This window comes from Sphingorhabdus sp. SMR4y (assembly GCF_002218195.1).
Classification (GTDB): Bacteria; Pseudomonadota; Alphaproteobacteria; order Sphingomonadales; family Sphingomonadaceae; genus Parasphingorhabdus.
The window spans coordinates 3,228,687-3,253,043 of the sequence record NZ_CP022336.1; the positions used below are offsets into that span (position 1 = coordinate 3,228,687).

The following is a 24,357-nucleotide window of genomic DNA, read 5'->3' on the forward strand; positions in this document are numbered from 1 at the left end:
CGACGCCATTCAATCTATTGGCGTTTCGGTGTCTCTGGCAACGGCTCTATCTCCGCTTTTTGCGCTTCCGTGTCAACGGTCCTGCTCGCCTGCGGCTCCGGATCGGGGTCGCTTTGAAAGTCGTAGAACATATCGTCGACCCGGTCATAATTAAGGTCCGGATCATACAGTGGTCCGCCCTCCAGGCCCAGATCACGGGCTTCTGCACGACCCATGGCCGCAAGCAGGGAGAAGCCGGCGACATAGCTGTTGCGGCGAGCGGCGACCAGTTGAACCTGTGCGTTGAGCAATTCCTGCTCGGCGTTCAAGATATCCAGAATGGTGCGGTTGCCGACAGAATTTTCCGCGCGCACACCTTCCAGAGACAGGCTGGCCGCGGCAACGGCCCGCTCGGAAGACTGGATCACCCGTTCCGCAGCGCGCCAGCTGGAATAGGCCGCACGGGTTTGTGCGATGACATCGCGCTCGACCGCTATCAACTGCTCATAGGCTTGACCGGAACGCGCCTGTGCCTGACGTATCTGTGCCGCCGGCCGGCCGCCCTGATATATTGGCATGCTGGCACGAATGCCCACTTCGGCGGTGGACTGCTCCTGTATGAAAACGCTGCCGGGGACATTGCCGCCTAGCGTGCCGTGATAATTTAAATAGCGCCCTTGGGCATAGGTGCTGACCTTGGGTTTATTTCCTGCCCGTGCCGTCTTGATATCAAATTCGGCGGCATTGCTGCGTTCCTTGGCGGCAAGCAAATCCGGATTATAGGTCAGCGCCACATCCACGGCCTGATCGGGAGTTTCCGGCATGTCCGGCAAGGGGGGCGGTGGTTCCAGCTCGCCGGGTTCGTGGCCAACCAGGGCGATATAATTTTCCTTGCTGCGAATCAGGCTCGCACGCACGGTTTCCAGGTCACCCTTCGCAACTTCCAGCCGGGATTCCGATTGCGCCACGTCGGTCCGCGTCAAATCTCCGATTTCGAATCGGTCGCTCGTCGCTTCAAGATTGACCGTGAGAACGCCAACATTGGCCCGGTTAAGTTTCACAATCGCGGTGTCGCGGATCACGTCCATATAGGTGGCAACCACATTGCTGAATACGCTCGCCTCGGTCGCGCGGAGGTCATATTGGCCCGCTTCGACTCTGGTGCGCGCGGCGCGGATGGCATTTTTGACCGCACCTCCGGAATAGATCGGCACGTCGACCGATCCTCCTGCCGTCGACTGGCGCAATGGAGCGGTGAAACTATTGGCACTGCGCAGGAAATTCTCCTGAAAACCGAAATCGGTTGTGGCACTCGGACGGCCATCGGCTTTGGCTATCGCGACGGTCTCGTCAGTCGCCCGCTGGGCTGCGCGCGCGCCGGACAGGGTCGGGTTGGTCTGATAAGCAGCTTCCAGCGCATCACGCAATGTGTCGGCTTGCACCGGTGCAGACAGCAGCGCCACAATAGCTGTTCCAAGGAAAAGGGGGCGTCTACTCATCTTATCACTCTCCCGGACGCTTTAGAATGTAAAGCTTTTAGCTTTTTCAAAGCCGGGCAGGGGACTCGCCCCGCAATCTGCAAAATATTGATAGCCGACATGTCCTTCTGCCGTCCGGCCCAGAGCAAGCCGGGACACGCCATCATTCATGATGGCTGCGACGATCCGGCCATCCGGCGCGAGCTGATCGACCAGAGACTGGGGAATCTCCTCCACCAGTCCGTCGATTACGATCACGGAATAAGGCGCAGACTCGCCCCATCCGTCGCTATGCTTGCCGGTTTCCACACGGATATTGTCGAAATCGGCGAGATTTTTTTCTGCAAGAGCCGCCAATTTGGCGTCCTGCTCCACCGCGACCACGGAACCTGCGAGTTGCGCCAGCAGCGCGGCAGTATAGCCGGTAGCCGCGCCAATCAGCAGAACTTTGTCGTCTTTGGTCGCATGCGCCATATTCAGCAAGCGTCCGGTGGCGAGCGGGGGATTCAATGCCCGGCCTGCGCTAATCTGTACCCCGCGGTCCGCATAAGCAAAGCTGCGCTGCGCAGCGGGAACGAAATCTTCACGGGCGATATGGCCCATCGCCGCTATAACCCGCGGATCGCTGACATCGGTTGTGCGCAACTGGCTGACCACCATGGATTTGCGCATCTGTTTGAAATTTTCCTGGCCCAAGCGTCGATCCTCGCAATGAATGTTGTGCGTCCATGCCATTTCTGTATTATGAATACAATACACTATGGCAAAGGCGTTGTCGCTTCTAGCTCGCCTTGTGCCTTGCGCCAAGATGGATTTCGGTGATTTTCTGCTAACTGCGTCTTTTGCACGACACAGGCGGTTTTTCGGCCGATCCGGGGCAGGAAAATTGCAGGACACAACTTTGGGTTGACTTTCGTTGCAAAGCGAAGCAATTCGCGCCCTCTCTCTGGCCCGATGGCGGAGTGGTGACGCAGCGGATTGCAAATCCGTGTACGCCGGTTCGATTCCGGCTCGGGCCTCCAGAGACTATTCCAATGCCTTTATCATTGATTGCGTTACGGACGAGCCAGCCGCTGCTCGGACTCGTCGGTTGAACCTGTGCGCCGATGCTGATTTTCCGGCCATTTCCGCCTCGCGCAGAGCTTCTGCAAACGATTGGCCTGGGCCATCTTCTCCAAATATTACAGTTTTGTTTCACTTATATTGCATTATTGTCATATTTGTGTAACAAACAGCTATCGGTAGAGGAGAAGATGTCATGATATCCGCAAAAATTCTGGGTTCTGCAGTTGCCGCGCTGGTGATGGGAAGTGCCGCCCTGGCGCAGCCATCAGGCGAGATTGGCTATGAAAAAGATGCGCTTGGTTATGAAGCGTTGGTGGCCGGGGACAACGAGCTGGCCCTGCAACAGCTACAGGCTTCCGAAAGGGACTATGCAAAGGATCCGGCCAGACTGATCAATCTTGGCCAGACCTATGCCCGGTTGGGACGCATGGGCGACGCGGCCCGCATGTTTATGGCAGCCTTGAACAGTGACCGGAGTTTTGATCTGGTACTGGCCAATGGCGAAGTAATCGATTCCCGTGATGCGGCCGGACTGGCCTTGCAGAATCTGAATGAACGGATTGCTCGTCGCTAAAAGCAAATAGGTCCGGGGGAGTTTTTCTCCCACTCTATATTATTGGAAGGTGGCCGTTATTGCGGCCATCTTTTTTTGTGCCCCGACAGAATCGCTGGTTGATGAATTTCGCGAAAGCCGTTCAAATCCGCTGCTACCGGGACATTGCAAAATATCCGTCATAATTGAGTCTCCAAACCGTCACGCAAACAGCATCGCCGGGTCATTTCCCATCCCTAGTGCCCATTTCCGAGGGCGATGGGGGCCGGTTGATTCGAACCGCATCGTTTGATTCGAAAGTATCAAATCAGTTTTTTTGCGGAGACCAATCCCATGTTGAATAAGCAATTTCGTTCTGTCCTGTTTGCAGGCGCAGCAGCTGTCGCGGTCACAGCTTGCGGTGCCGATGATGTCGCATCACCGGGAGAAGGCAATATTGTTGTCTTGCCGGCGCCAACCCCGACACCGGCTCCGACACCAACGCCCACTCCTACCCCTGGTACGCCGGCGGCGGACTGCCCGACCGGTTTCACCAATGCCGGTGTCTTGCAGAACAACCGCGTTTGCCAGATCCCGAACAGCATTCAGACGGCTCTTACGGTCCCCCAGCGCGCCGGAACCATTTATTCCATGAGCGGACGGGTTGAAGTCGGCACCGACGTTGGTGGTGATGGTGCTGCCGCCGGTGGCGTCTCCAGCAGCCTCACCGTGGAGCCGGGCGTTGTCGTGTTCGCCCAAAGCGCAACGACCTTCCTGATCGTCAACCGTGGTTCGACCTTCAATGCTCCGGGTACCGCGAGCAACCCAGTGATCTTTACTTCGCGGCAAAATGTCGAAGGTACAACGACCGACGCAGACTCGAACCAATGGGGCGGTATTCTGGTCCTCGGTCGCGCCCCGATCAGCAACTGCATCGGTGCAGTTGCAGGCGGAACGGCCGGATGCCAGCAATTGGCTGAAGGTGCCGGTCCAGCCGATTTCTACGGCGGAGACCAGGCAGCCGACAATAGCGGCACGATCAGCTATCTGCAGGTTCGCTATACCGGCCGGGCGGCATCGGCCAACCAGGAGCTTCAGGGTCTGACGCTCGGTGGCGTCGGATCGGGTACCAATATTTCCTACGTACAGATTCACAATAGCGGTGATGACGGCGTGGAAATCTTCGGCGGTACGGTCAATCTGAACCACCTGATCATCACCGGTGCTGACGATGACTCGCTCGACACCGATGTGGGTTACAAAGGCGCTATCCAGTTCGTTATCGGCGTTCAGAACACCACGGGTGGCGACACGTTGTGGGAAGTTGACTCCGACGATGACAGCGGTTTTGACTTCACGCCGCGTCAGGACGTGAAGCTGGCCAATTTTACCTTCATCCAGCGGAAGACAGGCGACAAGGTCATTCACCTTCGCGGCGGACCGGATGCAGCGATCCTGAATGGCGTTCTGGTTGGACCGGGAGCCTGTATCGACATCGATCAGGCCGAAACGGTTCAGGCCGCCAATGCCGCGCTTGATGAGCTTGGGCCCCCACGGATCCAGTCGGTTGTTGGCAGCTGCGCAACGGGCGACTTCGATGCCGATGCTGACACGTTTGAAGCCACGGCGGTGAATGCTGCGGGCAATGCGAATAATGATTTCAACTTCGTATCCAGCCTTGTTTCGCTGTTCATAAACGGAACAAATGAAACGGCCGTCACGCCGGTTGCCAACATCACCAGCTTCAGCCCGGAATTTGTCCAGGTCGATTATATCGGTGCCGTGCGCGACATCAACGATCTCTGGTACCAGAGCTGGTCTTGCAACGCGAGTTACGCCGACTTCGGTTCCCTACAGACTTGCGCAGCTTCGCCGGTCTCCTGATCGCCACAGCTAATTCAGGAGGTGGCGGCCCGTGTCGCCACCTCCCTTTCTTTTTATCCGAGGGATCATAAATGTCGAAACCTGCCCCACTCGCTAGCATTCTCCTTTTATCCACAGCACTCAGCCCTCTTCCGGCTCTGGCGCAAGCGAGCCCGGCTGACGTCGAGGAGCCTTCCGCAGCGGAGCCTGCCGAGGACAGTCAGTCCGGCGATGAAGTCGACATTTCCGCTCCGGGCGGCAGCTTCAGTGGTGAGATCATCGTTCGCGGCCGCTATATTCCCGATACCATCCGCAACAATTCGAGCGTGATTTCCGTTCTTTCAACGGAAGATATTGCCCGGTCGGGCGATGGCGATATCGCCGGTGCTCTGGAACGGGTCACCGGTCTTTCGGTCGACAGCGGCGGCTTTGTCTATGTTCGTGGTCTTGGCGATCGCTATTCGCAGGCTTTGCTGAATGGTACTCCCATTCCTTCGCCCGAACCGCTGAAGCGCGTTGTGCCGCTTGATATTTTTCCTGCTTCGGTGCTGGCCAGTGCCACGGTGCAGAAGAGCTATTCGGTAAATTATCCCGGAGAGTTCGGCGGCGGTCTGATCAATCTGACCACTGCCGCCATTCCCGATGACAGCTATTTCGAATTCGGAATGGGCATCGGCATGAATAGCGAAACGACCGGAAAACTCGGTTATACCCATTTTGGCAGTGATAGTGACTGGACCGGTTTTGATGACGGCACCCGCGACCTGCCGGCCGGGCTGGCGGCGGCTTTTAATGCCGGGTCTCGCATCGAATTGGGGCCTGATTTTACCCAGGAGCAATTGCAGGATTTTACTGCCAGTCTGATCAACGCGCCGACCACGCTGGTGCAGCGCAATAACGAAATTCCGGTGAACTGGAGCGCCGATATGAGCGCCGGTCTGGTTCAGGATATCGGTGCCAGCCGTCTGGGCGTGATTTTCAACGCGTCCTATAGCAACAAGTTTTTTACCCGCGATTCAATCGAGCAGGGCGGTACCACCAGTATCGTAGCCGATGACGGGCGGAATGTCCGTACCGATCACAATATCGTGGTCAGCGGGCTTCTCGGCCTCGGGCTCGAGGTGGACGAACATACGATCCGCTGGACCAACCTCTACATCCGGGACACTTTGAAACAGACAAGTCTCAAGGCAGCGGACAATATCAATACCGGTGAAATCGATCCGACGACACCGGCTGACGAAATACGCCAGCGGACCAACTGGATCGAACGGCAACTGATTGACACCGTGCTGGTCGGCGAGTTTAAATTCGGCGATATATCGCTTGATGTCCGCGGCGGTTATGCGAATTCGCAGCGCGAAGCTCCCTATGAGCGTTCATTCACCTATTTCTATGACCCGGTTGCCGGGGATTATGTAAACAACCTGCTGACCAACCCGCAATCGGCCACTATCGCCTTCAGCGATCTGAACGAAGATGTGTGGAACGGGGGCATTGACCTTGCCTATGCCCTGCCGACAGCGCGCAATATAACATTGTCGACCGGCTATAGCTATGTGAATACGACACGAAATGCATTCCGGCGGGACTTCCGCTATTTTCCCACGAGCAACCTGCCATTCGCAGTGAGTCAGGAGCGGCCCGATTATCTTGTGTCCGACTTCAATGTCTACGGCGGATACACGCAGGGCATCACCACTGACGGCATCTTCATCCAGGAAGACCAGACCAACGCGGGTTCGCAAGCCTATGATGCGGAGCTGACGGTTCACGGCGCTTATGCAAAAGCGGATGTGGAGTTGCTGGATTTCGTGCAGGCCGAACTGGGTGTTCGCTATGAATCCGCGGAGCAGTCGATAACGGCACTGGATATCTATAACGACGGCACGCTGCTGCAGACGGCTCCGCTCGAAAATGACTATTGGCTGCCCGCTGGCACGCTGACGTGGAATTTTGCCGATGATATGCAATTCCGCGCAAGTGCTTCGAAAACCATAGCCCGACCACAATTTCGCGAACTGGCCCGCCCGCAATATCTGGATCCGGACTCCGGCCGGGTCTTCTCGGGCAACCCGTTCCTCGAGGATAGCGAACTGTTCAACGCCGAAGCGCGCGTAGAATATTATTTTGGTGATGGTGAACGGGTGCTGCTGGCCGGCTTCTACAAGAAGATCGACAATCCGATTGAACCGGTTGCATTCATTCCAGCTGGTAGCTCGGACTTCCAGACCACTTTTGCCAATGCTCCCGAAGCCCAGCTTTATGGAGCCGAAATTGAGTTGCTCAAATATTTCCCAATGAATGGCCTCGGTGATTCCGACTTTTTTGCGGACAGAAGATTCGTTGCGATTGCTAATTATACCTACACCGACTCCAAGCTGAAGATCGGCGCGAACGATACCACAATATTGGACGATACGCTTGGTGTTCGCCCGGCCGATCAGGTGTTCATCGATGGTGCGCCATTGACCGGACAGTCAAAGCATCTGGCGAATTTTCAGTTCGGTATCGAAAATACCGAACAGCTTTCGCAATATACCTTCCTGCTCAGCTATGCGAGCGACCGGGTGACCACGCGCGGCCCGATCACCGGCGGCCAGCCTGATCCGGATCTGGTGCAGGATGCCAGCCTGAAACTTGATTTTGTCGCGAGGGAAGCCATCACCATTGCCGGACAGGAACTTGAAATCAAATTCGAGGCCCGCAACCTGACCAATGAAAATTTCCGGGAAACCCAGTCGGGCAACGTGTTGATCGTTAACCAGCAATATGATCTCGGCCGCAGCTTCTCACTCGGCATCAAGGCGAAATTCTAGTCTCTGTGCCGGCGTAATCTATCTGTCATCTAAGTGTCGCGGAGGCGTCACCATAGCGATCTAGCCAGTGTAATGGGCAAGATAGGATGGTGCTTCGTGATATTCGGATTGCTGAAACCGGACTGCAAGAATCTGGCGGGACAAATCGGACATCAAGTTCGATTTGATCGCGGATTCCGGATTTGAATATGCGCGATCTGGTCAAGGATACAGCGGTCGGGGAAGTCTCCGGGTCTTTATCCAGCAGCGATGTGCCGTTGCTCGATCTGCCCTATAGCTATGCCCGCGACCGGGGTGTGTTGCTCTGCTCGATGGAAGGCGACCGTGCCTCGATCGCTCTTCGCGAAGGCTCAGACCCGTCCGCCTTGCTGGAGGTGCGGCGCTATCTGGCTTTGCCCTTTGACGTGGACATGGTCGACGGGCCGGCGTTCGAGAAGCTGCTGTCGGCCCATTATGCGATGGACGGTTCGGCTGCGGCCATGGCCGGTGATATGGCGCTGGCGGGCGAGGGGCTGGACGATATTGCCGGGGATATCCCGAGCGCAGAGGATCTGCTCGACAGCGCCGATGATGCGCCGACCATCCGGCTGATCAACGGGATCATCGCCGAGGCGGCACGGCAGGGCGCGTCGGACATCCATATCGAACCTTATGAGACCGGGCTTGTGGTCAGGATGCGGGTTGATGGCGTGCTGACCGAGAAGCTGCGCATGCCGCCGCATGTCGCCGGCGTGATCGTCAACCGGATCAAGGTGATGGCGCGGCTGGATATTGCCGAGCGGCGCATTCCGCAGGATGGCCGGATCAGCCTGACGCTGGGCGGCAAACTGCTGGATGTTCGCGTTTCCACCTTGCCCAATCGCGCCAGCGAGCGGGTGGTGATGCGGATACTCGACAAGGAAAGCGCGGGGATATCGCTCGATCTGCTCGGCATGTCGGAGAGCACCCATGCGATCCTCAGCGATGCGCTGAGCGAGCCCAATGGCATCATCCTGGTGACCGGCCCGACCGGCTCGGGCAAGACCACAACGCTCTATGCGGGGCTCAAGCAGCTCAATGACGGCAGCCGCAATATCCTGACGGTCGAGGATCCGGTAGAATATGCGATCGAGGGCATTGGCCAGACCCAGGTCAATGCGAAGGTTGGCCTGACTTTTGCCGCCGGGCTCAGAGCCATATTGCGGCAGGACCCTGATGTGGTGATGATCGGCGAAATCCGCGACCGGGAGACCGCCGAGATCGCAGTGCAGGCGAGCCTGACCGGCCATCTGGTACTCTCCACCGTGCACACCAATGACGCGGTGGGCGCGATCACCCGTATGCGCGATATGAAGGTGGAGCCGTTTCTGCTCGCCTCGACGCTGCGTGCGGTGATTGCCCAGCGACTGGTGCGCAGGCTGTGCGAGCATTGCCGCACGCCGATCCAGGCGGATGGCAGCCTGGCCTCGCTGCTCGGCTTTGACAATGGCACGGTGGTCTATCGGGAAACGGGCTGCGAACATTGCAACCAGACCGGCTTCCAGGGCCGCATCGGCGTGTTCGAGGCGATCCGGATCGACGACACATTACGCAAGCTGATCAATGATGGTGGCGACGAGGCGCGAATCGCATCGCATGCGTTTCTCAAGCAACCCAATCTCGGATCGGCCGCCAGGGCCCTCGTTCGCGAGGGACTGACCACCGCCGAAGAAGGCATCAGGATATCCCGTCGCGAAAGCGAACCGACCCTGATTGGCTGAAATGATTTCATCGGATATCAGTCCGGTTCTCTTCCCATGAAGCGAAAGCGGCGTTACACTTCCGCATGACCGACAGTTCCTCCATGACCTATGCGCGCTATCTGGCGCTCGACACGCTGCTCGATGCGCAGCACCCGCGTTCCGATCTGGACGACGAGATGCTGTTCATCATCATTCACCAGACCAAGGAACTTTGGCTCAAGCAGATCATCCGGGAGATGCGCTTTGCCAAGCAGCAAATCGGATGTGACGCGCTGGTGCCGGCCTATAAGGCGCTGGCACGGGTCAGTCGCATCCAGGCGGTCATGACATTGAGCTGGGACGTATTGTCGACGATGACACCGAGCGATTATACGCGGTTCCGTCATGTGCTTGGGCCGAGCTCCGGTTTTCAGTCCGACCAGTTCCGTACCGTGGAATATATGCTCGGCCTCAAGGACAAGGCTTTTCTGAAATATCAGGACAGTCGGCCGGAAGCGCAGGCGGCGATGCAGGCAGCGCTGGACCAGCCGAGCATCTGGGATGATGCGATCGCGGCGCTGGCGAGGTCCGGTTTCGATATTGATCCGGACCTGCTGGCTCGTGATTTTGCGCAATCCCACCAACCGTCCGAACAGGTCGAGGCGGCCTTTCTGGAAGTCTATCGCAAGCCCGAACACTATTGGGACCTCTATCAACTGGCGGAGAAGTTGGTTGATCTGGATGATGCGATGGCGACCTGGCGGCACAAGCATGTGCTGACCGTCGAGCGGATCATTGGTGGTAAAATGGGCACCGGCGGAACCGCGGGCGTGTCCTATTTGCAGAGCACATTGGGCAAGCGCGCCTTTCCCGAACTCTGGTCACTGCGCACCCAGTTATGAGCTGGAAACATCTGTTCTCCCGGTCTCTTGCCGGCAATCCGGATCGTCTTCACTTTGCCGCGCACAGTCATCATCTCTGGCCCGATGCCAGCTATGCCGGCCATCTGGCAGCGTGGCAGGACGCGGCCGTGCTGGCGGATCACAAGTGGGACAAGATCATGGGACCTGTCTGGTCCGAAGCACAGCAGCATGTTGCCGATGAACTGAAGCTACCCGATCCTTCGACCCTGTGCTTTGCGCCCAACACCCATGATTTTATCGTGCGTCTGTTGTCCGCGATTCCGGCGCGGCCTGTCAGGGTGCTCGCGACCGATGGCGAGTTTCACAGCTTTCGCCGGCAAATGGCCCGCTGGGTGGAAGCGGGAGATGTGGTACTGGAAACCGTTGCGCCAGAAGCGTTGCTCGAAACCGCCCGGTCTGGCGTGTTTGACCTGATATTCTTCAGTCATGTGCTGTTCAATTCCGGCACTATTATCTCCGTGCTGGACGAACTTGCAGCCCTTGCGCATCCGGAGGGGCCCTGGGTGGTAATCGACGGCTATCATGGCTTCATGGCGATCGAGACCGATCTGTCGCAAATAGCGGATCGGGTGTTTTATCTCTCCGGCGGCTACAAATATGCGATGGCGGGGGAAGGGGCCTGTTTCCTGCACGCGCCTCCCGGCTTTGCGGAGCGGCCTGCAGTGACCGGTTGGTATGCCGCCTTCGACGATCTGGCCTTGCCGCCGGGGGATGTTGGCTATGCGCCGGACGGGCGTCGTTTTCTCGGCAGCACTTTTGATCCCTCCGGACTGTACCGGTTCAACGCCGTGCAAAATATGCTGGCTGCCGAAGGGCTGACGACTGCGGTGATTTCAGACCATGTCGCGGCCTTGCAGACGCAGTTTATGGAGGACGCGCCGTTCGCCGGTTTTGAATTGCTCAACTCGCTTGGTGCCCCGCAGCACGCGCGCTTTCTCGCCTTTCGCGGGGAAATTGCCTCGGTGCTCCATGACAGGCTGGCCGAGCAGAATGTCGTGACAGATGTCCGGGGCGACGTTCTGCGGATCGGCTTCGGGCTTTATCAAGATCGGGACGATGTCGCGCGCTTGCTAAAAATAATAGAGCAGTTGGCCTGAACGATCTGCCGCTACGGCCTGTCGGCTTTGGCCCATTTTTTCAGCGGATTCCGTATTTTTACCACGGATTTTTCCGTTGACCTCAGCATATTCCGCAATAGGCTTAACCAGTCAATTAAATCCCTATTGCAAAGGACTGACCATGAGCATTTCCGTCGATATCCAGAATGATGTGGCGCTTATCACCCTGGACGACGGCAAGGCCAATGCCGTCAATTTTGAGCTGATGGAGGCGCTCAACGCCGCGCTCGACAAGGCCGAGGCGGATGCCAAGGCGATCGTTCTTGCTGGCCGCGAAGGGCGTTTCTCCGGCGGTTTTGATCTGGGCATGATGAGCAGCTTCACCCGTGACGATTCTGTCCGTCTGCTCGACCGGGCCTCGGAGTTGGTGTTGCGCCTCTATGGCGGGCCGCTTCCGATCGTCGGTGCCTGTACCGGCCATGCGATTGCCATGGGCGTCTTCCTGCTCATGTCCTGCGATACGCGGGTGGGGGCCGCTGGCGACTTCAAACTGGGCGCGAATGAATCGATCACCGGCATGACCCTGCCGGTCTTCGCGGTCGAGCTGGCGCGCGATCGGCTCAGTCCGTTGCACCAGACGCGGGCGATGATCCAGGCGTTCATCTATGATCCGAAAGGTGCAGTAGAGGCCGGTTATCTCGATCTGCTGGTCGAACCGGACAAGGTGGTCGGACAGGCGACCGCGATTGCGGGACAGCTCGCCAAGCTGCCGGGCCATGCCTATGCCTATCAGAAATCGGCGATGCGCAAGCCGGCGCTGGATGCAATCCGGGCCAGTATCGGCAATCATCCCAATTTGCGGAACTAGCTGCAGGCGGGCGCCTTAGCGGTGCTGGTCTATCAGGATCGGGTTGCCGTCGGGATCCGTTAGCATGATGCTGGCCGGCCCCTGTTCGCCTTCGGTCCGGCTGTCCAGTGTCACGCCCGCTTCCAGCAAGGATTTCTCGATGGCACGGACATCGTCAAAATCATCGAGATTTTGCGCAGACTGATCCCATCCGGGATTGAAAGTAAGCATATTCCTGGGAAACATGCCCTCGAACAGGCCGAGCGTGGTTTCGCCGTTTTTCAGGATCAGCCATTTCTGCTCCTGATCGCCGCCGAACTGAACAAATCCGAGCTTTTCATAGAACGCTCTGGATGCGGCGATATCCTTGACCGACAGGCTGATCGAAAAGGCTCCGAGTTTCATGGTCATTCTCCTTGTTTCAACTAATGGCGGGCGGGCAGGATTTTCGGGTTCTGCAGCAACGCAGCCGACAAGAACGCAATGATCAGGCCGACGGGAAAAATTTCCAGAAAGGTCATGGGCATGCGGATATAGACTTTCCCGTAATCAGAGCGCAACTTCTCCAGCGCTGCGGTTTCCTGGGCCAGTTTTTCCGCCGTCAGGCCCGCTGCCCGTTTTGTCTCGATCGCGCTGTTCACATAATTGTCGATGAATGCATAGCCGTTGCTCATCGAATAGAATTCCCAAACCACCGTATAGATCAGTGCTGCAATCACCGCGATAGCGAGACCCATGGCAAAGGCGGGCAGAAAGCGGATCACGCCACCCAGTTCCTGGTCGCGATAGCGCTTGATGCCGATGAATATCATCGACAGCGCGACCAGCATGGTCAGATAGCCGAACAGTTCGGAAGACAGAAAGCTGCCACCGTCGCTGACGATCAGACCCAGGATCATGGTGACGATGGTGATGGTCCCGGAAATCAATCCGTAGGTTAAAGCGATTTTCTGCATGATATCCTCTCCGTTGATGCGGCGGTTATGGCACCGGTGCCGGCTCTTGAAAATCACCCGGATGGGTGATTTGGCCCATATCACCCGTATATATCACGGTATCAGATGCAGCGACCTTGCTTCCTCGATCGCCCGGACACGGCCACTGACCTGAAGCTTTTCGTAGAGCCGGGCGATATGTGTTTTGACCGTATTGGGCGAGATATCGAGCGAACGCCCGATTTCCTTGTTGGACTGGCCGTTGGCCAACGCCTCGAGCACTTCCAGCTCCCGCCCCGATATGCCTAGTGATTTGAGCGCGGCCCTGTTTCGTTCAAATGGGCCGCTCGGCTTTGTCGCGGTCAACCTGTGTCCCACCCAGATGCCCAGCGACACAAAGGCCAGTGCGATCAGGACGATATAGATTTCCACCGAATAGGCCTTTGCGAAATATTGATATTGCAGCCACTCCAGCGCGAATGCGGCGACGGCCAATGCTGTGGCATAAAAGATCACGATCCGGATCGTCGGACGCGGCATGGTCACCCTGCAGCCTGCTCGCCAGAGGATTCGACATCCCGCCGCATGACCTTTCCGTAAATCCAGCCGATGCCGATCAAGGCGATGCCGAGACCGAGGAAGGAAATGATGCGCAATATCCCGTCGAGTTGATTGGCGTCAAACAGGAAGACCTTGAGCGTCACGACTGTCAGCAGCAACAGGCCGGCAATCCGCAGCAATATGTTGCCGGTCTGAATCCCGCGTGCCAGCCAGGCGATCGCGAGGACCAGCAAGCCGGCGCTGTAGAGATAGGTTTCGGAGGATGTGAACGGCGGGGTTGCGATATCACTGCCGTGAACCATTTGCCGGACGGTGACCATGACTGCGGCAATTGCCGCCAACAGACTACCGGCAGCCAAGATTCTCGGCATGTTGGTGAAACGCAGGCTGGCCGGATCGATGCGAGAAAACTGCCAGAGCCAGACGGCTGCCCCGGTATAATGCAGCGTTCCCAGGTTGGCGATCGGCGCTGTGCCGAGCAGCTGTTTGACCGCAGTGGGGCTCAGCAAGAGCAGGTCGAAATAGACAAAGCGGAACAATACCAACCCCGCCAGGGCCAGGCCGAGTGATCGCAATGCCGATAATTTGTCGGCCGGCCAGTCGCGCCACAGCAGCAACCAGCCGCCCAGCGCCAGAACATGGGTGAAGATCGCCCGTTCGGCAAAGCCAAAAGTGACAAAATCCTGAATGGGACCGATGGCGAGGGGTTGTTTCAACAGCAGATAGAGAAAGCCGCCGATAGCCGTGATCCCCATGACAGCCAGCAAGCGCCGGGATTTCGGCTGGAATATGTCGCGGAAAATTGCCACCACACCGAGCAGCAACAAGGCCGGGACCAGCAGTTCGACTATCATGTCCGATACCGCTGGCAACCCGCTGTAAAGATCGGTCTCTCCCGCGAGAGAGGCCAGCAGCGTGATGACCAGCTGATAGGCCGACACCAGCATCAGCAGGCCACCGAGCACGCCGCCCACGCCCGATTGTGCACCAATCATTGATCGTCCGCTATATTGCGCCCAGGCGGCCAGTGCAGCGGCTACCAGTCCGGCCATGATCGCGGCATAGGCATCGGTCGTCCACAGCCAGAGCGCCAGCAGAACGAGAGTTGCCGTCACGGCGGTGGCCAGCGGCATGAGCAGATCATGCGGTGCGTTCCTGGTCCGCCAGGCCATGACCCCATTGGGAATGGAGACGATGAGGCACAGTGCAGCCCATCTGCTGTCACTCCAGTCAAAATTGCCCGTGGTTGTAACAGCCAGCATTGCGGTCGGCGCCGCAATCGCACAAATGGCCCAGAGCCAGCCATCGTCTTTTCGCAAGGCCCAGACATGACCGGCAATGGTGAAGAGCAGCGCAAATCCGATCGCCGCCACTCCTTCGATCATCCCGGTCTTGCCGGTAGCAAAGGCCATTGCAACCATCGCCACCGACAGGGCCAGGGCGCCCGGTACCGAGGGTGTCATATTGCTGTCGCGCCACGCCAGAGCGATGCTGAACAGCGACAGAATTGCGAAGAATATCCAGCCCAGCAGGGTAAATTCGATCAGCGGCAGCAGCATCATCAACTGCACCAGACCGAGACCCAGCGGGATCGACTGGACAAGCGGCTTTGGCAGGCCGAAGCTGGTCCCGGTCCGGCTGATCGTCAGCACCCCGGCGATCGCCAGAATGGTGATGAACAGACCGACCAGATCCGCGTCTCCGGCCACACCCAGCATCAGCAATATCGTGGTCCAGATCGCGCCGCCGCCGGTCGCCAGCAACGCCAGCCACCCCCAGCCCCGATAGATGGCAAGCCCGAACACGCCGGCCATGAAGACCGCCAGGTAGATCAGCAACGGTGCTACGGATTCGGCACCAAGGCCAGCGACATAGGGGGCCGAAAAACCGCCAAGAAGCGCCATGATTGCAGTCGGCGGGCCGTGCTTCTGGGAGAGGAAGAATGCCAATAGTGTCACTGTTACTATGCCGACCAGCGCCCCGGTCAGGCCGAGCAGTCCGTATAGTTCGCTGGCCATGTAGAGTGTGGCGTAGAGCACTGCGACGCCCGCGCCGCTGATCGAATGGCCGATGCGCGCATCATCGGAGAATATCTGTCCAAATTTCGGAATACGGCTGCCAAATTCACTGAGTCCGATCAGCAGCAGGCCGAAGAGCGCTGCCGTGATGCAGCGCGCCGCCGGACCGAACAACCCGGCCTCGATCGAGAACCGGACCAGGAAAAATCCGGCAAATATCAGGGCAATGCCGCCAATCCAGATCGGCAGCTTGCCGCCAATCAAGTCTTCGAAACGCTTGGCCGCGCCGGGGCTATGGATAAAATTTTCCTGCTCAACTTCTTCGGGCTCTGGAGCCATCCGGGTCGCGAACATCTGATCGGCCGGACCGGGTCGGGAAGCGTCTGCGGTTTCCGGTTTGGGCTGTGCTTCGGTCACCGGCTCGGCCAGCGTTGGTTCTGCCTGCGACCGCTTGTTCGCCAGACCGTTCCGCTCTGGTGAGGCAGGGTCTCCCGGCCGCTTTTGTCCGGTTGCGAGTTGATCGCGGAGCCCGGAAAGCTGATAGTCGAGGTTGGATATTTCTGTTTGCAACGCGGCAATGGTTTTGCGCAGCCCGGAAACGAGAACGAACAGGACAATGAGCCCGACCCATGCAAAAAAATCCAGCATTGTCTATTTCCCGCCCAGTAGATATTTCTGCCAGAATAGCAGGCTCGCCCAGAACTGATAGTCGGCATTGGCTTTCTTGCGGAAGCCGTGACCCTCATTCTCGGCCAGCAGATGCCATGCCGGACGGTTGTTGGCGCGGACGGCGGTGACGATCTGGTCGGCTTCGCTGGCCGGGACGCGCGGATCATTGGCGCCGGTGACCACCATCAGCGGGATATTGATCTCGCTGGCGCGGAGCAGCGGGCTGATTTCTTCGAGTTTAGCACGCTGTTCGGGGATGCGCTCGTCGCCATATTCGACCCGCCTGAGATCGCGACGATAGGCCTGTGTATTTTCCAGAAATGTGACAAAACTGGAAATGCCGACAACTTCCAGACCGGCTTTCAGCTTCCTGCCGTAGCGCAGCATCGAGGCGAGGGTCATATAGCCGCCATAGCTGCCACCGGTCACGGCTATACGATTGCGGTCGATCCGTTTGTCCTTGCGCAGATGGTCGAGGAACGCCCCGATATCGAGCACGCTATTCTCCCGCCGCCAGGGACCGTTATCCAGCGCGACAAATCTTTTGCCAAAGCCGGTAGACCCTCGCACATTGGGATAGAAAATCGCGACCCCCAGTTCGTTGACCAGATAATTGCTGCGGCCCAGAAAGCGCGGTGTCGCCTGACCCTCCGGACCGCCGTGGATATTGATGATCAGGGGCCGCTTGCCCTTGTGCCGCGCCGGATCCGGGCGATAAAGAAAGCCGGACATTTTCTCGCCGTCGAAACTTTCTATCTCGACCAGTTGCGGTGCGACATTGTCGGCGCTGTCGAGCCCGCCGGTCTCGCTCCTCGTCCAGCGGGTCACCGCCAGCGTGTCCGGGTTGATGCTGTAAGCGTCAATGCCCGTACGGTTGCTGTTCAGCGTAAGACCCAGATCGCCCCAGGGAGCGAATTTGACGCCGTTGATCACACCGTCGGGCAGGCCCTCGACAGCCCGGATTTCGCCGCTTTGCATGTCGTAGAATTTCAGCAGGGAGCGGCCGGCCCGATTGACTTCAAAGGCGATCCAGCGGCCGTCCTTGCTGATATCGAAATCGGTAATATCCCAGATTTTCTCGTCTATCACCGGTTCGAACAACGACGTTTCCAGATTGACGAAGCCGAGCCTCTTGACGTCGCTGCCATCATCGGACGCCGCCCAGAGCCGGCCGTCAGGCGCGAATTTCAGCCCGTGATAGGCGACCGGCTTGTCGCTCTCGGTCAGTTTGCGCGACGTCCCGAGGGCGATATCGACCAGATAGAGCTGATTGTCCGTGACCGACACATAGTTGAACACCAGCAACTGCTTGTCATCCGGGGAAAAATCGATCGGAAACCAGCCGCCGCCGGTCGAGGCGATCAGCATCTTTGAGCCTTCCGGGCGGGACGGATCCATCAGATAGATATCATTATACAGTCCGGTGCGCTTGTTCGAGCCGAAGGCCAGCAATTTTCCGCTGCTTGACCAGGGGCCGAGAGTATTGCGGCTCTTGCCGTCGGTGAGCATTCTGGGCTGGCCCTGTTCGAGCGCGAATATCTGGTTGACTTCATTGCCGCCGCTGTCCTTCTCGAACAGCAGGGCCGAGCCGTCGGGCGCGTAGCGGGCCGAGCTTACCGGTTCGCCGGCAAAGGTCAGTTGCTCGCGCAGGCCCATCGGAGCGGCGACGCGGTGCAACTGGCTGGTGTCGGCAAACCGGGTGGAGATCAGCATGGCCCGGCTTTTCGGGTCCCAATCGACAAAACTGGCCGTGCGATATTCCATATAGGGTCGGGTCTGGTCGACGATTTCCTGCGGGATGTCAGGGACTTGGTCGGCGACCAGCGCGGCCGGGCGAGGGGCGATGTCACCCGCTTGCGCGACCGCAGGAGCAGCGGCAAATACCGATAATATAAGGCCAATCCGCCAGACCGGTTCAAAACGCATTTCGCAAGCCCCCCGTGTTTCTTTCGGCAAGCTTATGGACGAATGGTAGCAAAAGCAATTAGGGGTGGGGGATGTTCGATGGAAATTCTCCCTTTGTCCTGCTCGACGATGCCCGGGCCTGTGATGCCGCGCCAGCGCGGCTTTACCGCGATCCGGTGGACATCGTCCGGGCCGACAAAATGGAAGATTTGGAAGCATGTTTTGCCGCTTTGACGCGGGCGCGATTGGCGGGGCAGCATGTGGCGGGCTATCTTTCCTACGAAGCGGGACTGGCGCTGGAAGGGCGATTGCAGGGGAAAATACCCGAAAATCTGCCCGCGCCCTTATTATGGTTTGGAATATTCAAGAATTACATACAGTTAGCCCCTGAAGCTGTGGCAGAATCTCTGCCCGACCGCAATGGCGCCTGGCTGGGACAACTGGAACCGGCGATCTCGCGCACCGCCTATGAGGCGGCGTTCAAAAAGGTGCAAAATTATATCCTTTCCGGCGATATCTATCAGGCAAACCTCACTTTTCGCGCAGAAATGGACTTTTCCGGGCATCCTCTGGCGCTTTATGCCGCGATCCGCGACCGCGCGCAGGCCGGCTATGGCGGCGTCGTCCATGACGGGGCCAACTGGATGCTGTCCTTCTCGCCGGAACTCTTCTTCGCGCTGAAGGACGGGCGGATCACCGCCAAGCCGATGAAGGGCACCGCCGCCCGCCTGGCTGACTCCGAAGCCGACGCCCAGGTGCAGGCGCAATTGCATGGCGACCCGAAGCAGCGGTCGGAGAATCTGATGATCGTCGACCTGCTGCGCAACGACCTGTCGCGAGTGGCCCGGCGCGGCAGCGTCGCGGTGCCGCATCTGTTCCAGATCGAGAGCTATCCGACCATCCACCAGATGACCTCGACCGTTACTGCGCAGCTCAGAGACGGCCTCGATGCGGTCGATGTGATCCGGCAGATTTTCCCCTGCGGCTCGATCACCGGTGCCCCGAAAATCCGCGCGATGGAGATTATCGACGAGCTGGAAAGCGCCGCCGGCGGCACGGCCGGCGAGCACGGTCCGCGCGGCATTTACTGTGGCTCGATCGGCCGGATCGACGCGGCGGATGCGCAGGGCCGTTCCGACGCCGCCTTCAATGTCGCGATCCGCACTTTCTTCCTCAAATCGGGCAAAGAAAGGCTTTCCATCGGCCTCGGCTCTGGCATAGTGGCGGACTCGGATGGGGAAGACGAGTGGCGGGAATGCCTCGCCAAGGGGAGATTTGCGAAAGTGGATGCCAATGCAGGGGGCAATGCCGGAGGCAATATCGGGGCCGACAGTGGCCGCGGCCATCGCGTCGACCTGATCGAGACCATGGCCTTTGATCCGGCCAGTGGCATCGCCCGGCTGGAAGCGCATCTCGAGCGGATGAAGACCAGCGCCGCCACCCTGCAATTCGAATTCGACCGCCACGCCGCGCGCAACGCGATCCAGGCGATCACCTTTCACCAGGAAAGCCCCGCCATGGTCCGCCTGCACCTCGGCCCGTCCGGGGCGCTGGCGATCGAGCTGAAGCCGATGCCCGAACCACAGGACGGGCCGGTGCAATGCCAGCTGGTGCCGATGCAGGCCGATCCCCGGGATTTCCGCCTGCACCACAAGACCAGCGACCGGCGGGTTTATGCGGTCGAGGGTTTAGGCGAGGGCGTCCACCCGATTTTCGTCGATGGCGAGGGTTTCGTCACCGAGGGCGCGATCTGGAATGTCTTTGTCGAGCGCGACGGGCTGTTGCTGACGCCGAGGCTGGAACGCGGCGTGCTGCCGGGCGTGCTGCGCGCGGAGCTGCTGGAGAGCGGGCAGGCGGTCGAGGCGGACCTGACTGCGGAGGATATGGCGGGCGGGTTTCTGGTGGGGAATAGTGTTCGGGGGTTGGTGCAGGCCGTAGTCACCGATTGACTTTCTGCCAAAATTGTGTATATAAATACACATGGAGCGGAGCAGCAAGCAGATCATCCGGCGGCTCCGCAAGGAGGGCTTTGAACTGGTTTCAATCAGAGGCTCTCACCATAAATATCGTAAGGATGATCGTATCATCATTGTCCCGCATCCCAAGAAAGACCTGCCCGTCGGGACGGCGCGCAGCATCGCCCGGATGGCGGGATGGATTTGAAAGGCCCAGCCCATGTTCTATTTTGCCGTCGTGCATAAGGATGAAGACAGCGCTTTCGGAATTTCCTTTCCGGATGTGCCCGGCTGCTTTTCCGCGGCGGACGAGGAAGGCGATATTATCGCCAATGCAATCGAGGCGCTGTCACTCTATTTTGAGGATGAAGAGATGGTCCCCGCCAGCCCGATCGGCGCAATCCAGAAATCAGCCGCCGAGGATCTGAAGCAGGGCGCGTTTCTGGTGCAGATCCCCTATCTGCAGCGCACCGGCCGGACCGGTCGCTATAATGTCTCGCTCGACACCGGCGTCGTCAAAATGATCGACAGCGCCGCCCGCACCCGAAAAATGACCCGCAGCGCCTTTCTGGAGGATGCGGCGTTGAAGGAGATTGGGGTGGGGTGAGGGGGGCTCTCGACTCGGACAGGAGTGTATTGACGCGGTAACTCCGGTGCGTTGCCGAGTGTGCTGCGGGCGGAATCGCTGGAGAGAGGGCAGGTGGGTTTTTTGTGGGGAATAGTGTTCGGGGGTTGGTTGAGGCGATCTGTTAAATCGCGCCCGATATCCAATGAACAGCCCGTTGTTATAATTCATTATATTTTGCTTGCCAGTTTGTTATAATTCATTATATTCATGCAATGAAGACGATTAGCTACACAGCGCAAGCGGATCGTGCATTGGCCAGGATGCCGAAAAGGCAAGCGGACGCTGTGGAAGCCAAAATCGAGCAATATGCCCGGGATCCGGAAAGCCTCTCGGCACAGGTCAAGTCGCTGCAGGGCACGGATGCCTTGCGCCTGCGCGTCGGTAATTACCGGGTCATATTTAACGAGGATCTGGTTGTGCTGAACGTCCTCGACATCGGGCACCGCAAGGCCATTTACAAAAGAGGCTGAGCATTACGGGCGCGATTGCACAAAACAGGATCTGGCTGGCAATGGCCAGCAGAATGGAATTGAAAAATGGAACTTGAGCCGAAATTTGAAACAAGCGGGGACGGGATCGAAACCGTGACGCTGACCCGTGCCGAGTTCGACTGGCTTGTCGAGCAGGCGGAGGATGCGGCCGATCTTGCGGCGGCCTATGAAGGCCTCAAATCGCTGCAGAATGACGGGGCCATCCCGGCCGAGGTGGCGCGCGCGGTTCGTGATGGCAAACATCCGATTGCAGCCGCCCGCGCCTATTGCGGGATGACCCAGACCGATCTGGCGGCAGCAATTGGCATGACGCAGCCCGCCATCGCCCGCCTTGAGGCGTCTCCTCCCGGCACCGGTCGAACGGACACCATCAATGCGATCACCAAGGCGCTGGCCTTGCCCCGCTGGCTGTTTGAATCGCGCAGTAATGACAATGCGGGGAAGCAACAGGGGCGGGAAACGGATGACGCCAGCGCCGATCCGGTTGCGGGCGGAATATGGCGCGCGGGGCCAGGGACGAATGCCGATGCGAGTCCGTCGATGGTCAGAGAGAGGGAAGCGGGGACGTTTATTTCCGAACGGTCCGGCAAAACCGCAGGGAAGCGTGACAAGCCGACAAAAAGCAAACGTGTATAAGGATCAAGACAGAGCTTTCGGAATTTCCTTTGAAATTACGGTGACGCTGCACTCAATTCAAATTTCGGCCAGCCATTCTGTCGCTCCAGCGCAGGGCACAGGCGTCGTAAGCTTGCCCGAAGCTTTTTTAGCCGAGCGGCCTAGCCCGACAATCCGGCGTGCACCCTATTATGGTCTGGATCCCGGCCTTCGCCGGGATGACGGTCTTGCCGGGTGAACGGGGCGGGCGGGCACGCGGCGGACTGCTGAATGGCCGCGCGGCGGATCGCTGGACTTCTGCTGCATCGAATTGCTTTATTTAACTAAATCGTGAAAAATAGTTTCACTAATTGACGATCTCTCACCTAAGAGATGGGTTCGAATCACTTAATTGGGGGGTCCAATAATGAAGACGTTTTTACTGGTGGCTACGGCTGCCTTGAGTTTTTCTGCAGCACAAGCCTTTGCTCAGGAAGCGGCGCCAGGAGAAGCTGTCGCTCCGGTTGCGGAGCCGGCACCTGCCGCCGTGGCCCCTATTCCCGAACTGGTGACCCAGAACGCCATTTTGCGCGCCGGCACGCCGATCACGCTTCGCTTGATGGAAGAAGTGACGACCAAGAAAAAGATGGCCCGGGTCGGTCAACGCGTGCGCATGGAAGTCGCCGCGCCGGTCTACGTCAATGACGTCGTTGTCATCCCTGCCGGTTCGCCGGCTGAAGCGGAGCTGACGAGCGTTCGCAACAAGGGCATGTGGGGCAAGTCGGGCAAGCTGGAAGCGCGTGCCCTGTTCGCCCGGGTCAACGGGCGGCAAATCCGCCTGACCGGTGCCTTTGACGACAAGGGTGTGACGGGAACGGCCGGCGTGGTTGGCGCGATCGCGCTGGTCCCGATTGCCGGCTTTTTCATGACAGGAACCAGTGCCGTTTTCCCGATGGGTGGCGAAGTGCCGGCCTTTATCGACGAAGATGTGGAACTGGCTATTCAGGCAAAGAAACCAGCGCCACTAACGGTTGAAACGCCGGGGGCTCCACTGGCCATTGAGGCCGATGCGGCCGAAACGAGCGTAGCCGCGCCGGAGTAATTGCCAATAGAATGGCTGTGACAGCGCGCTTTGAATCCGGCCCTGCCCGGATGTATCGCGCGCCCTGTCACCGCCATTCCTCTTTCACCAATCTATCCTGCCCCGGCTGGCCCATTACTGCTTGCATCGCACCCCGCATTTCGCCAACGGACAATCATGACTGATTCCCTCCGTCGCATGACAAAACCGGCGCCAGGCCGCGTGGTAATCTGGGGCGGTGTCGTCCTGCTTCTGGCCTATGCGGCGATAGTGCTGTGGGCGCGCTATGATCCCGCTCTGATCGGCCAGCTCCGGTTCCTCCCCGGCATCGGGGCGCTGGCGGCGGTGATTGCCAATACGTCGGGCACCGGTGGCGGGGTGGTGTTTGTGCCGGTGTTCAACGGGCTGCGCGAGCATGGCGTGATGACGCTCGATCCGCTGCGGGTGACCGCGGCGTCGATGGGGATCCAGTGTTTCGGCATGACCATTGGCGGACTGCGCTGGACTGACCGGCTGCTGCATCAGCCGGCAGCGGCGGCTTCGGCATCGGCGGGGGACGCTGCCGTGCGGCCGCGCGATTTTCTGCTGGTGATCCTGGCGGTGCTGGCAGTGGCGCTGCCGGCGATGCTGGCGATGCAGCGGCTGACGATGGTCGACGGACAGATGATCCTGCTCGGCTACAAGATATTCTCGATCTTTCTCGGCCTTGCGCTGATCATCACCACCTGGACGATCAACCACAAACGGCCGGAGCGGGCGCGGCTGGAGCGGATCGATATTGCCATGCTGCTGCTGATCGCCATTCCCGGTGGCGCGCTGACCGCGCTGTTTTCGGTCGGCGTCGGCGAGCTGGTCGCGCTCTATCTGTTCATCCGCCATTATCCGGTGCTGCTGTGCACCGGCACCGCCTGCGTGATTTCCTCGATCAGCGTGCTGGTTGGCAGCATCTGGCATATCGAGAGCGGGACGATGCCATGGGAGATCGTGCTGCTGGCCGGGCCGGGCGCGGTGCTCGGCGCCTTTCTCGCCCGCCCGATTGCGCTGTGGCTGGGCGCGAAACGGCTGAAGACGCTGGACGGGACCTGGATCGTGCTGTCGGCGGTCTATCTGATCGTGCTCAACTGGGTCTATTGAACGGGGTGTCGCGAGCGGGCCGCGGATGATGCGGCCTGCTCGCTTGCGCATGGCGAGGCCGGACCGCTCGCGCCGATAATTGCCTCTGCAAGGGGAACCGAATATCGCGGCCAGAGTTTTTC

21 protein-coding genes and 1 tRNA gene are annotated in these 24,357 nt (G+C 58.9%); 15 read left to right on the plus strand and 7 right to left on the minus strand.

From position 1 onward, the window contains the following. Positions 1-14: 14 nt before the first annotated feature. Positions 15-1,478 (minus strand): TolC family outer membrane protein, encoded by a 1,464-nt coding sequence (locus tag SPHFLASMR4Y_RS15580; RefSeq protein WP_089134367.1) that lies wholly within the window; start codon positions 1,476-1,478, stop codon positions 15-17. 21 nt (positions 1,479-1,499) lie between these two features. Beyond that, complete coding sequence (locus tag SPHFLASMR4Y_RS15585; RefSeq protein WP_260807001.1) at positions 1,500-2,129, minus strand: protein-L-isoaspartate O-methyltransferase family protein; 630 nt, start codon at positions 2,127-2,129, stop codon at positions 1,500-1,502. 276 nt (positions 2,130-2,405) lie between these two features. Between SPHFLASMR4Y_RS15585 and SPHFLASMR4Y_RS15590 the strand changes: the two genes are divergently transcribed. From SPHFLASMR4Y_RS15590 to SPHFLASMR4Y_RS15625, 8 genes are all read left to right on the plus strand, one after another. Beyond that, a tRNA-Cys gene (locus SPHFLASMR4Y_RS15590) sits at positions 2,406-2,479 on the plus strand. A 236-nt stretch (positions 2,480-2,715) separates the two neighbouring features. Then, the gene (locus SPHFLASMR4Y_RS15595) at positions 2,716-3,096 is read left to right on the plus strand and encodes a hypothetical protein (protein WP_089134368.1); all 381 of its coding nucleotides are present in this window, start codon (positions 2,716-2,718) and stop codon (positions 3,094-3,096) included. Positions 3,097-3,408: 312 nt separating this feature from the next. Beyond that, entirely contained in the window at positions 3,409-4,938 is a 1,530-nt protein-coding gene (locus SPHFLASMR4Y_RS15600; protein WP_260807002.1) for a hypothetical protein, read from the plus strand. A 71-nt stretch (positions 4,939-5,009) separates the two neighbouring features. Further along, positions 5,010-7,736, plus strand: a complete 2,727-nt coding sequence (locus SPHFLASMR4Y_RS15605; protein ID WP_089134369.1) for a TonB-dependent receptor domain-containing protein — start codon at positions 5,010-5,012, stop codon at positions 7,734-7,736. A 311-nt stretch (positions 7,737-8,047) separates the two neighbouring features. After that, positions 8,048-9,475, plus strand: coding sequence for a GspE/PulE family protein (locus tag SPHFLASMR4Y_RS15610; protein ID WP_260807166.1), 1,428 nt, complete (start codon positions 8,048-8,050; stop codon positions 9,473-9,475). 65 nt (positions 9,476-9,540) lie between these two features. After that, the gene (locus tag SPHFLASMR4Y_RS15615) at positions 9,541-10,338 is read left to right on the plus strand and encodes a tryptophan 2,3-dioxygenase (RefSeq protein ID WP_089134371.1); all 798 of its coding nucleotides are present in this window, start codon (positions 9,541-9,543) and stop codon (positions 10,336-10,338) included. Continuing rightward, positions 10,335-11,456: a class V aminotransferase gene (locus SPHFLASMR4Y_RS15620; protein WP_089134372.1), complete on the plus strand. Its 1,122-nt coding sequence runs from the start codon at positions 10,335-10,337 to the stop codon at positions 11,454-11,456. The genes SPHFLASMR4Y_RS15615 and SPHFLASMR4Y_RS15620 overlap by 4 nt, the downstream gene beginning before the upstream one ends. Positions 11,457-11,598: 142 nt before the next feature. Continuing rightward, entirely contained in the window at positions 11,599-12,285 is a 687-nt protein-coding gene (locus SPHFLASMR4Y_RS15625; RefSeq protein ID WP_089134373.1) for a crotonase/enoyl-CoA hydratase family protein, read from the plus strand. Between the two features lie 15 nt (positions 12,286-12,300). Here SPHFLASMR4Y_RS15625 and SPHFLASMR4Y_RS15630 read toward each other — a convergent pair whose 3' ends face one another. The 5 genes from SPHFLASMR4Y_RS15630 to SPHFLASMR4Y_RS15650 form a co-directional block, all read right to left on the minus strand. Further along, on the minus strand, positions 12,301-12,669 hold the full coding sequence (locus SPHFLASMR4Y_RS15630; protein WP_089134941.1) for a VOC family protein: 369 nt from the start codon (positions 12,667-12,669) through the stop codon (positions 12,301-12,303). 20 nt (positions 12,670-12,689) lie between these two features. Next, the gene (locus SPHFLASMR4Y_RS15635; RefSeq protein WP_089134942.1) at positions 12,690-13,220 is read right to left on the minus strand and encodes a DUF4199 domain-containing protein; all 531 of its coding nucleotides are present in this window, start codon (positions 13,218-13,220) and stop codon (positions 12,690-12,692) included. Positions 13,221-13,313: 93 nt separating this feature from the next. Further along, positions 13,314-13,739, minus strand: a complete 426-nt coding sequence (locus SPHFLASMR4Y_RS15640; RefSeq protein ID WP_089134374.1) for a helix-turn-helix domain-containing protein — start codon at positions 13,737-13,739, stop codon at positions 13,314-13,316. A gap of 2 nt (positions 13,740-13,741) precedes the next feature. Further along, positions 13,742-16,426, minus strand: coding sequence for a DUF2339 domain-containing protein (locus SPHFLASMR4Y_RS15645; RefSeq protein ID WP_089134375.1), 2,685 nt, complete (start codon positions 16,424-16,426; stop codon positions 13,742-13,744). A 3-nt stretch (positions 16,427-16,429) separates the two neighbouring features. After that, positions 16,430-18,373, minus strand: a complete 1,944-nt coding sequence (locus SPHFLASMR4Y_RS15650; protein WP_089134376.1) for a S9 family peptidase — start codon at positions 18,371-18,373, stop codon at positions 16,430-16,432. A gap of 71 nt (positions 18,374-18,444) precedes the next feature. On the opposite strand from SPHFLASMR4Y_RS15650, the gene pabB reads away from it, so the two are divergent. The 7 genes from pabB to SPHFLASMR4Y_RS15685 all read left to right on the plus strand — a co-directional run bounded on the left by pabB (position 18,445) and on the right by SPHFLASMR4Y_RS15685 (position 24,235). Further along, a complete protein-coding gene (gene pabB, locus SPHFLASMR4Y_RS15655) occupies positions 18,445-20,301 on the plus strand; it encodes an aminodeoxychorismate synthase component I (protein WP_089134377.1) in 1,857 nt (618 codons plus the stop codon). Between the two features lie 31 nt (positions 20,302-20,332). Then, a complete protein-coding gene (locus tag SPHFLASMR4Y_RS15660; protein WP_089134378.1) occupies positions 20,333-20,515 on the plus strand; it encodes a type II toxin-antitoxin system HicA family toxin in 183 nt (60 codons plus the stop codon). A 12-nt stretch (positions 20,516-20,527) separates the two neighbouring features. Next, positions 20,528-20,914 (plus strand): type II toxin-antitoxin system HicB family antitoxin, encoded by a 387-nt coding sequence (locus SPHFLASMR4Y_RS15665; RefSeq protein WP_089134379.1) that lies wholly within the window; start codon positions 20,528-20,530, stop codon positions 20,912-20,914. A 233-nt stretch (positions 20,915-21,147) separates the two neighbouring features. Next, positions 21,148-21,405: a type II toxin-antitoxin system RelE family toxin gene (locus SPHFLASMR4Y_RS15670; RefSeq protein ID WP_089134380.1), complete on the plus strand. Its 258-nt coding sequence runs from the start codon at positions 21,148-21,150 to the stop codon at positions 21,403-21,405. A gap of 66 nt (positions 21,406-21,471) precedes the next feature. Further along, positions 21,472-22,062, plus strand: a complete 591-nt coding sequence (locus tag SPHFLASMR4Y_RS15675) for a helix-turn-helix transcriptional regulator (RefSeq protein ID WP_089134381.1) — start codon at positions 21,472-21,474, stop codon at positions 22,060-22,062. Positions 22,063-22,447: 385 nt separating this feature from the next. Beyond that, the gene (locus SPHFLASMR4Y_RS15680; RefSeq protein ID WP_089134382.1) at positions 22,448-23,122 is read left to right on the plus strand and encodes a hypothetical protein; all 675 of its coding nucleotides are present in this window, start codon (positions 22,448-22,450) and stop codon (positions 23,120-23,122) included. Between the two features lie 156 nt (positions 23,123-23,278). Beyond that, positions 23,279-24,235 (plus strand): sulfite exporter TauE/SafE family protein, encoded by a 957-nt coding sequence (locus SPHFLASMR4Y_RS15685; RefSeq protein WP_089134383.1) that lies wholly within the window; start codon positions 23,279-23,281, stop codon positions 24,233-24,235. The last annotated feature ends 122 nt before the right edge of the window (positions 24,236-24,357 follow it).

What these genes read in the sequence shown, in the direction of transcription:
- SPHFLASMR4Y_RS15580 (WP_089134367.1), bottom strand. Translation starts at nt 1,478, where the DNA reads ATGAGTAGACGCCCCCTTTTCCTTGGAACAGCTATTGTGGCGCTGCTG.
- SPHFLASMR4Y_RS15585 (WP_260807001.1), bottom strand. Translation starts at nt 2,129, where the DNA reads ATGCGCAAATCCATGGTGGTCAGCCAGTTGCGCACAACCGATGTCAGC.
- SPHFLASMR4Y_RS15595 (WP_089134368.1), top strand. Translation starts at nt 2,716, where the DNA reads ATGATATCCGCAAAAATTCTGGGTTCTGCAGTTGCCGCGCTGGTGATG.
- SPHFLASMR4Y_RS15600 (WP_260807002.1), top strand. Translation starts at nt 3,409, where the DNA reads ATGTTGAATAAGCAATTTCGTTCTGTCCTGTTTGCAGGCGCAGCAGCT.
- SPHFLASMR4Y_RS15605 (WP_089134369.1), top strand. Translation starts at nt 5,010, where the DNA reads ATGTCGAAACCTGCCCCACTCGCTAGCATTCTCCTTTTATCCACAGCA.
- SPHFLASMR4Y_RS15610 (WP_260807166.1), top strand. Translation starts at nt 8,048, where the DNA reads ATGGAAGGCGACCGTGCCTCGATCGCTCTTCGCGAAGGCTCAGACCCG.
- SPHFLASMR4Y_RS15615 (WP_089134371.1), top strand. Translation starts at nt 9,541, where the DNA reads ATGACCGACAGTTCCTCCATGACCTATGCGCGCTATCTGGCGCTCGAC.
- SPHFLASMR4Y_RS15620 (WP_089134372.1), top strand. Translation starts at nt 10,335, where the DNA reads ATGAGCTGGAAACATCTGTTCTCCCGGTCTCTTGCCGGCAATCCGGAT.
- SPHFLASMR4Y_RS15625 (WP_089134373.1), top strand. Translation starts at nt 11,599, where the DNA reads ATGAGCATTTCCGTCGATATCCAGAATGATGTGGCGCTTATCACCCTG.
- SPHFLASMR4Y_RS15630 (WP_089134941.1), bottom strand. Translation starts at nt 12,669, where the DNA reads ATGAAACTCGGAGCCTTTTCGATCAGCCTGTCGGTCAAGGATATCGCC.
- SPHFLASMR4Y_RS15635 (WP_089134942.1), bottom strand. Translation starts at nt 13,220, where the DNA reads ATGCAGAAAATCGCTTTAACCTACGGATTGATTTCCGGGACCATCACC.
- SPHFLASMR4Y_RS15640 (WP_089134374.1), bottom strand. Translation starts at nt 13,739, where the DNA reads ATGCCGCGTCCGACGATCCGGATCGTGATCTTTTATGCCACAGCATTG.
- SPHFLASMR4Y_RS15645 (WP_089134375.1), bottom strand. Translation starts at nt 16,426, where the DNA reads ATGCTGGATTTTTTTGCATGGGTCGGGCTCATTGTCCTGTTCGTTCTC.
- SPHFLASMR4Y_RS15650 (WP_089134376.1), bottom strand. Translation starts at nt 18,373, where the DNA reads ATGCGTTTTGAACCGGTCTGGCGGATTGGCCTTATATTATCGGTATTT.
- pabB (WP_089134377.1), top strand. Translation starts at nt 18,445, where the DNA reads ATGTTCGATGGAAATTCTCCCTTTGTCCTGCTCGACGATGCCCGGGCC.
- SPHFLASMR4Y_RS15660 (WP_089134378.1), top strand. Translation starts at nt 20,333, where the DNA reads ATGGAGCGGAGCAGCAAGCAGATCATCCGGCGGCTCCGCAAGGAGGGC.
- SPHFLASMR4Y_RS15665 (WP_089134379.1), top strand. Translation starts at nt 20,528, where the DNA reads ATGTTCTATTTTGCCGTCGTGCATAAGGATGAAGACAGCGCTTTCGGA.
- SPHFLASMR4Y_RS15670 (WP_089134380.1), top strand. Translation starts at nt 21,148, where the DNA reads ATGAAGACGATTAGCTACACAGCGCAAGCGGATCGTGCATTGGCCAGG.
- SPHFLASMR4Y_RS15675 (WP_089134381.1), top strand. Translation starts at nt 21,472, where the DNA reads ATGGAACTTGAGCCGAAATTTGAAACAAGCGGGGACGGGATCGAAACC.
- SPHFLASMR4Y_RS15680 (WP_089134382.1), top strand. Translation starts at nt 22,448, where the DNA reads ATGAAGACGTTTTTACTGGTGGCTACGGCTGCCTTGAGTTTTTCTGCA.
- SPHFLASMR4Y_RS15685 (WP_089134383.1), top strand. Translation starts at nt 23,279, where the DNA reads ATGACTGATTCCCTCCGTCGCATGACAAAACCGGCGCCAGGCCGCGTG.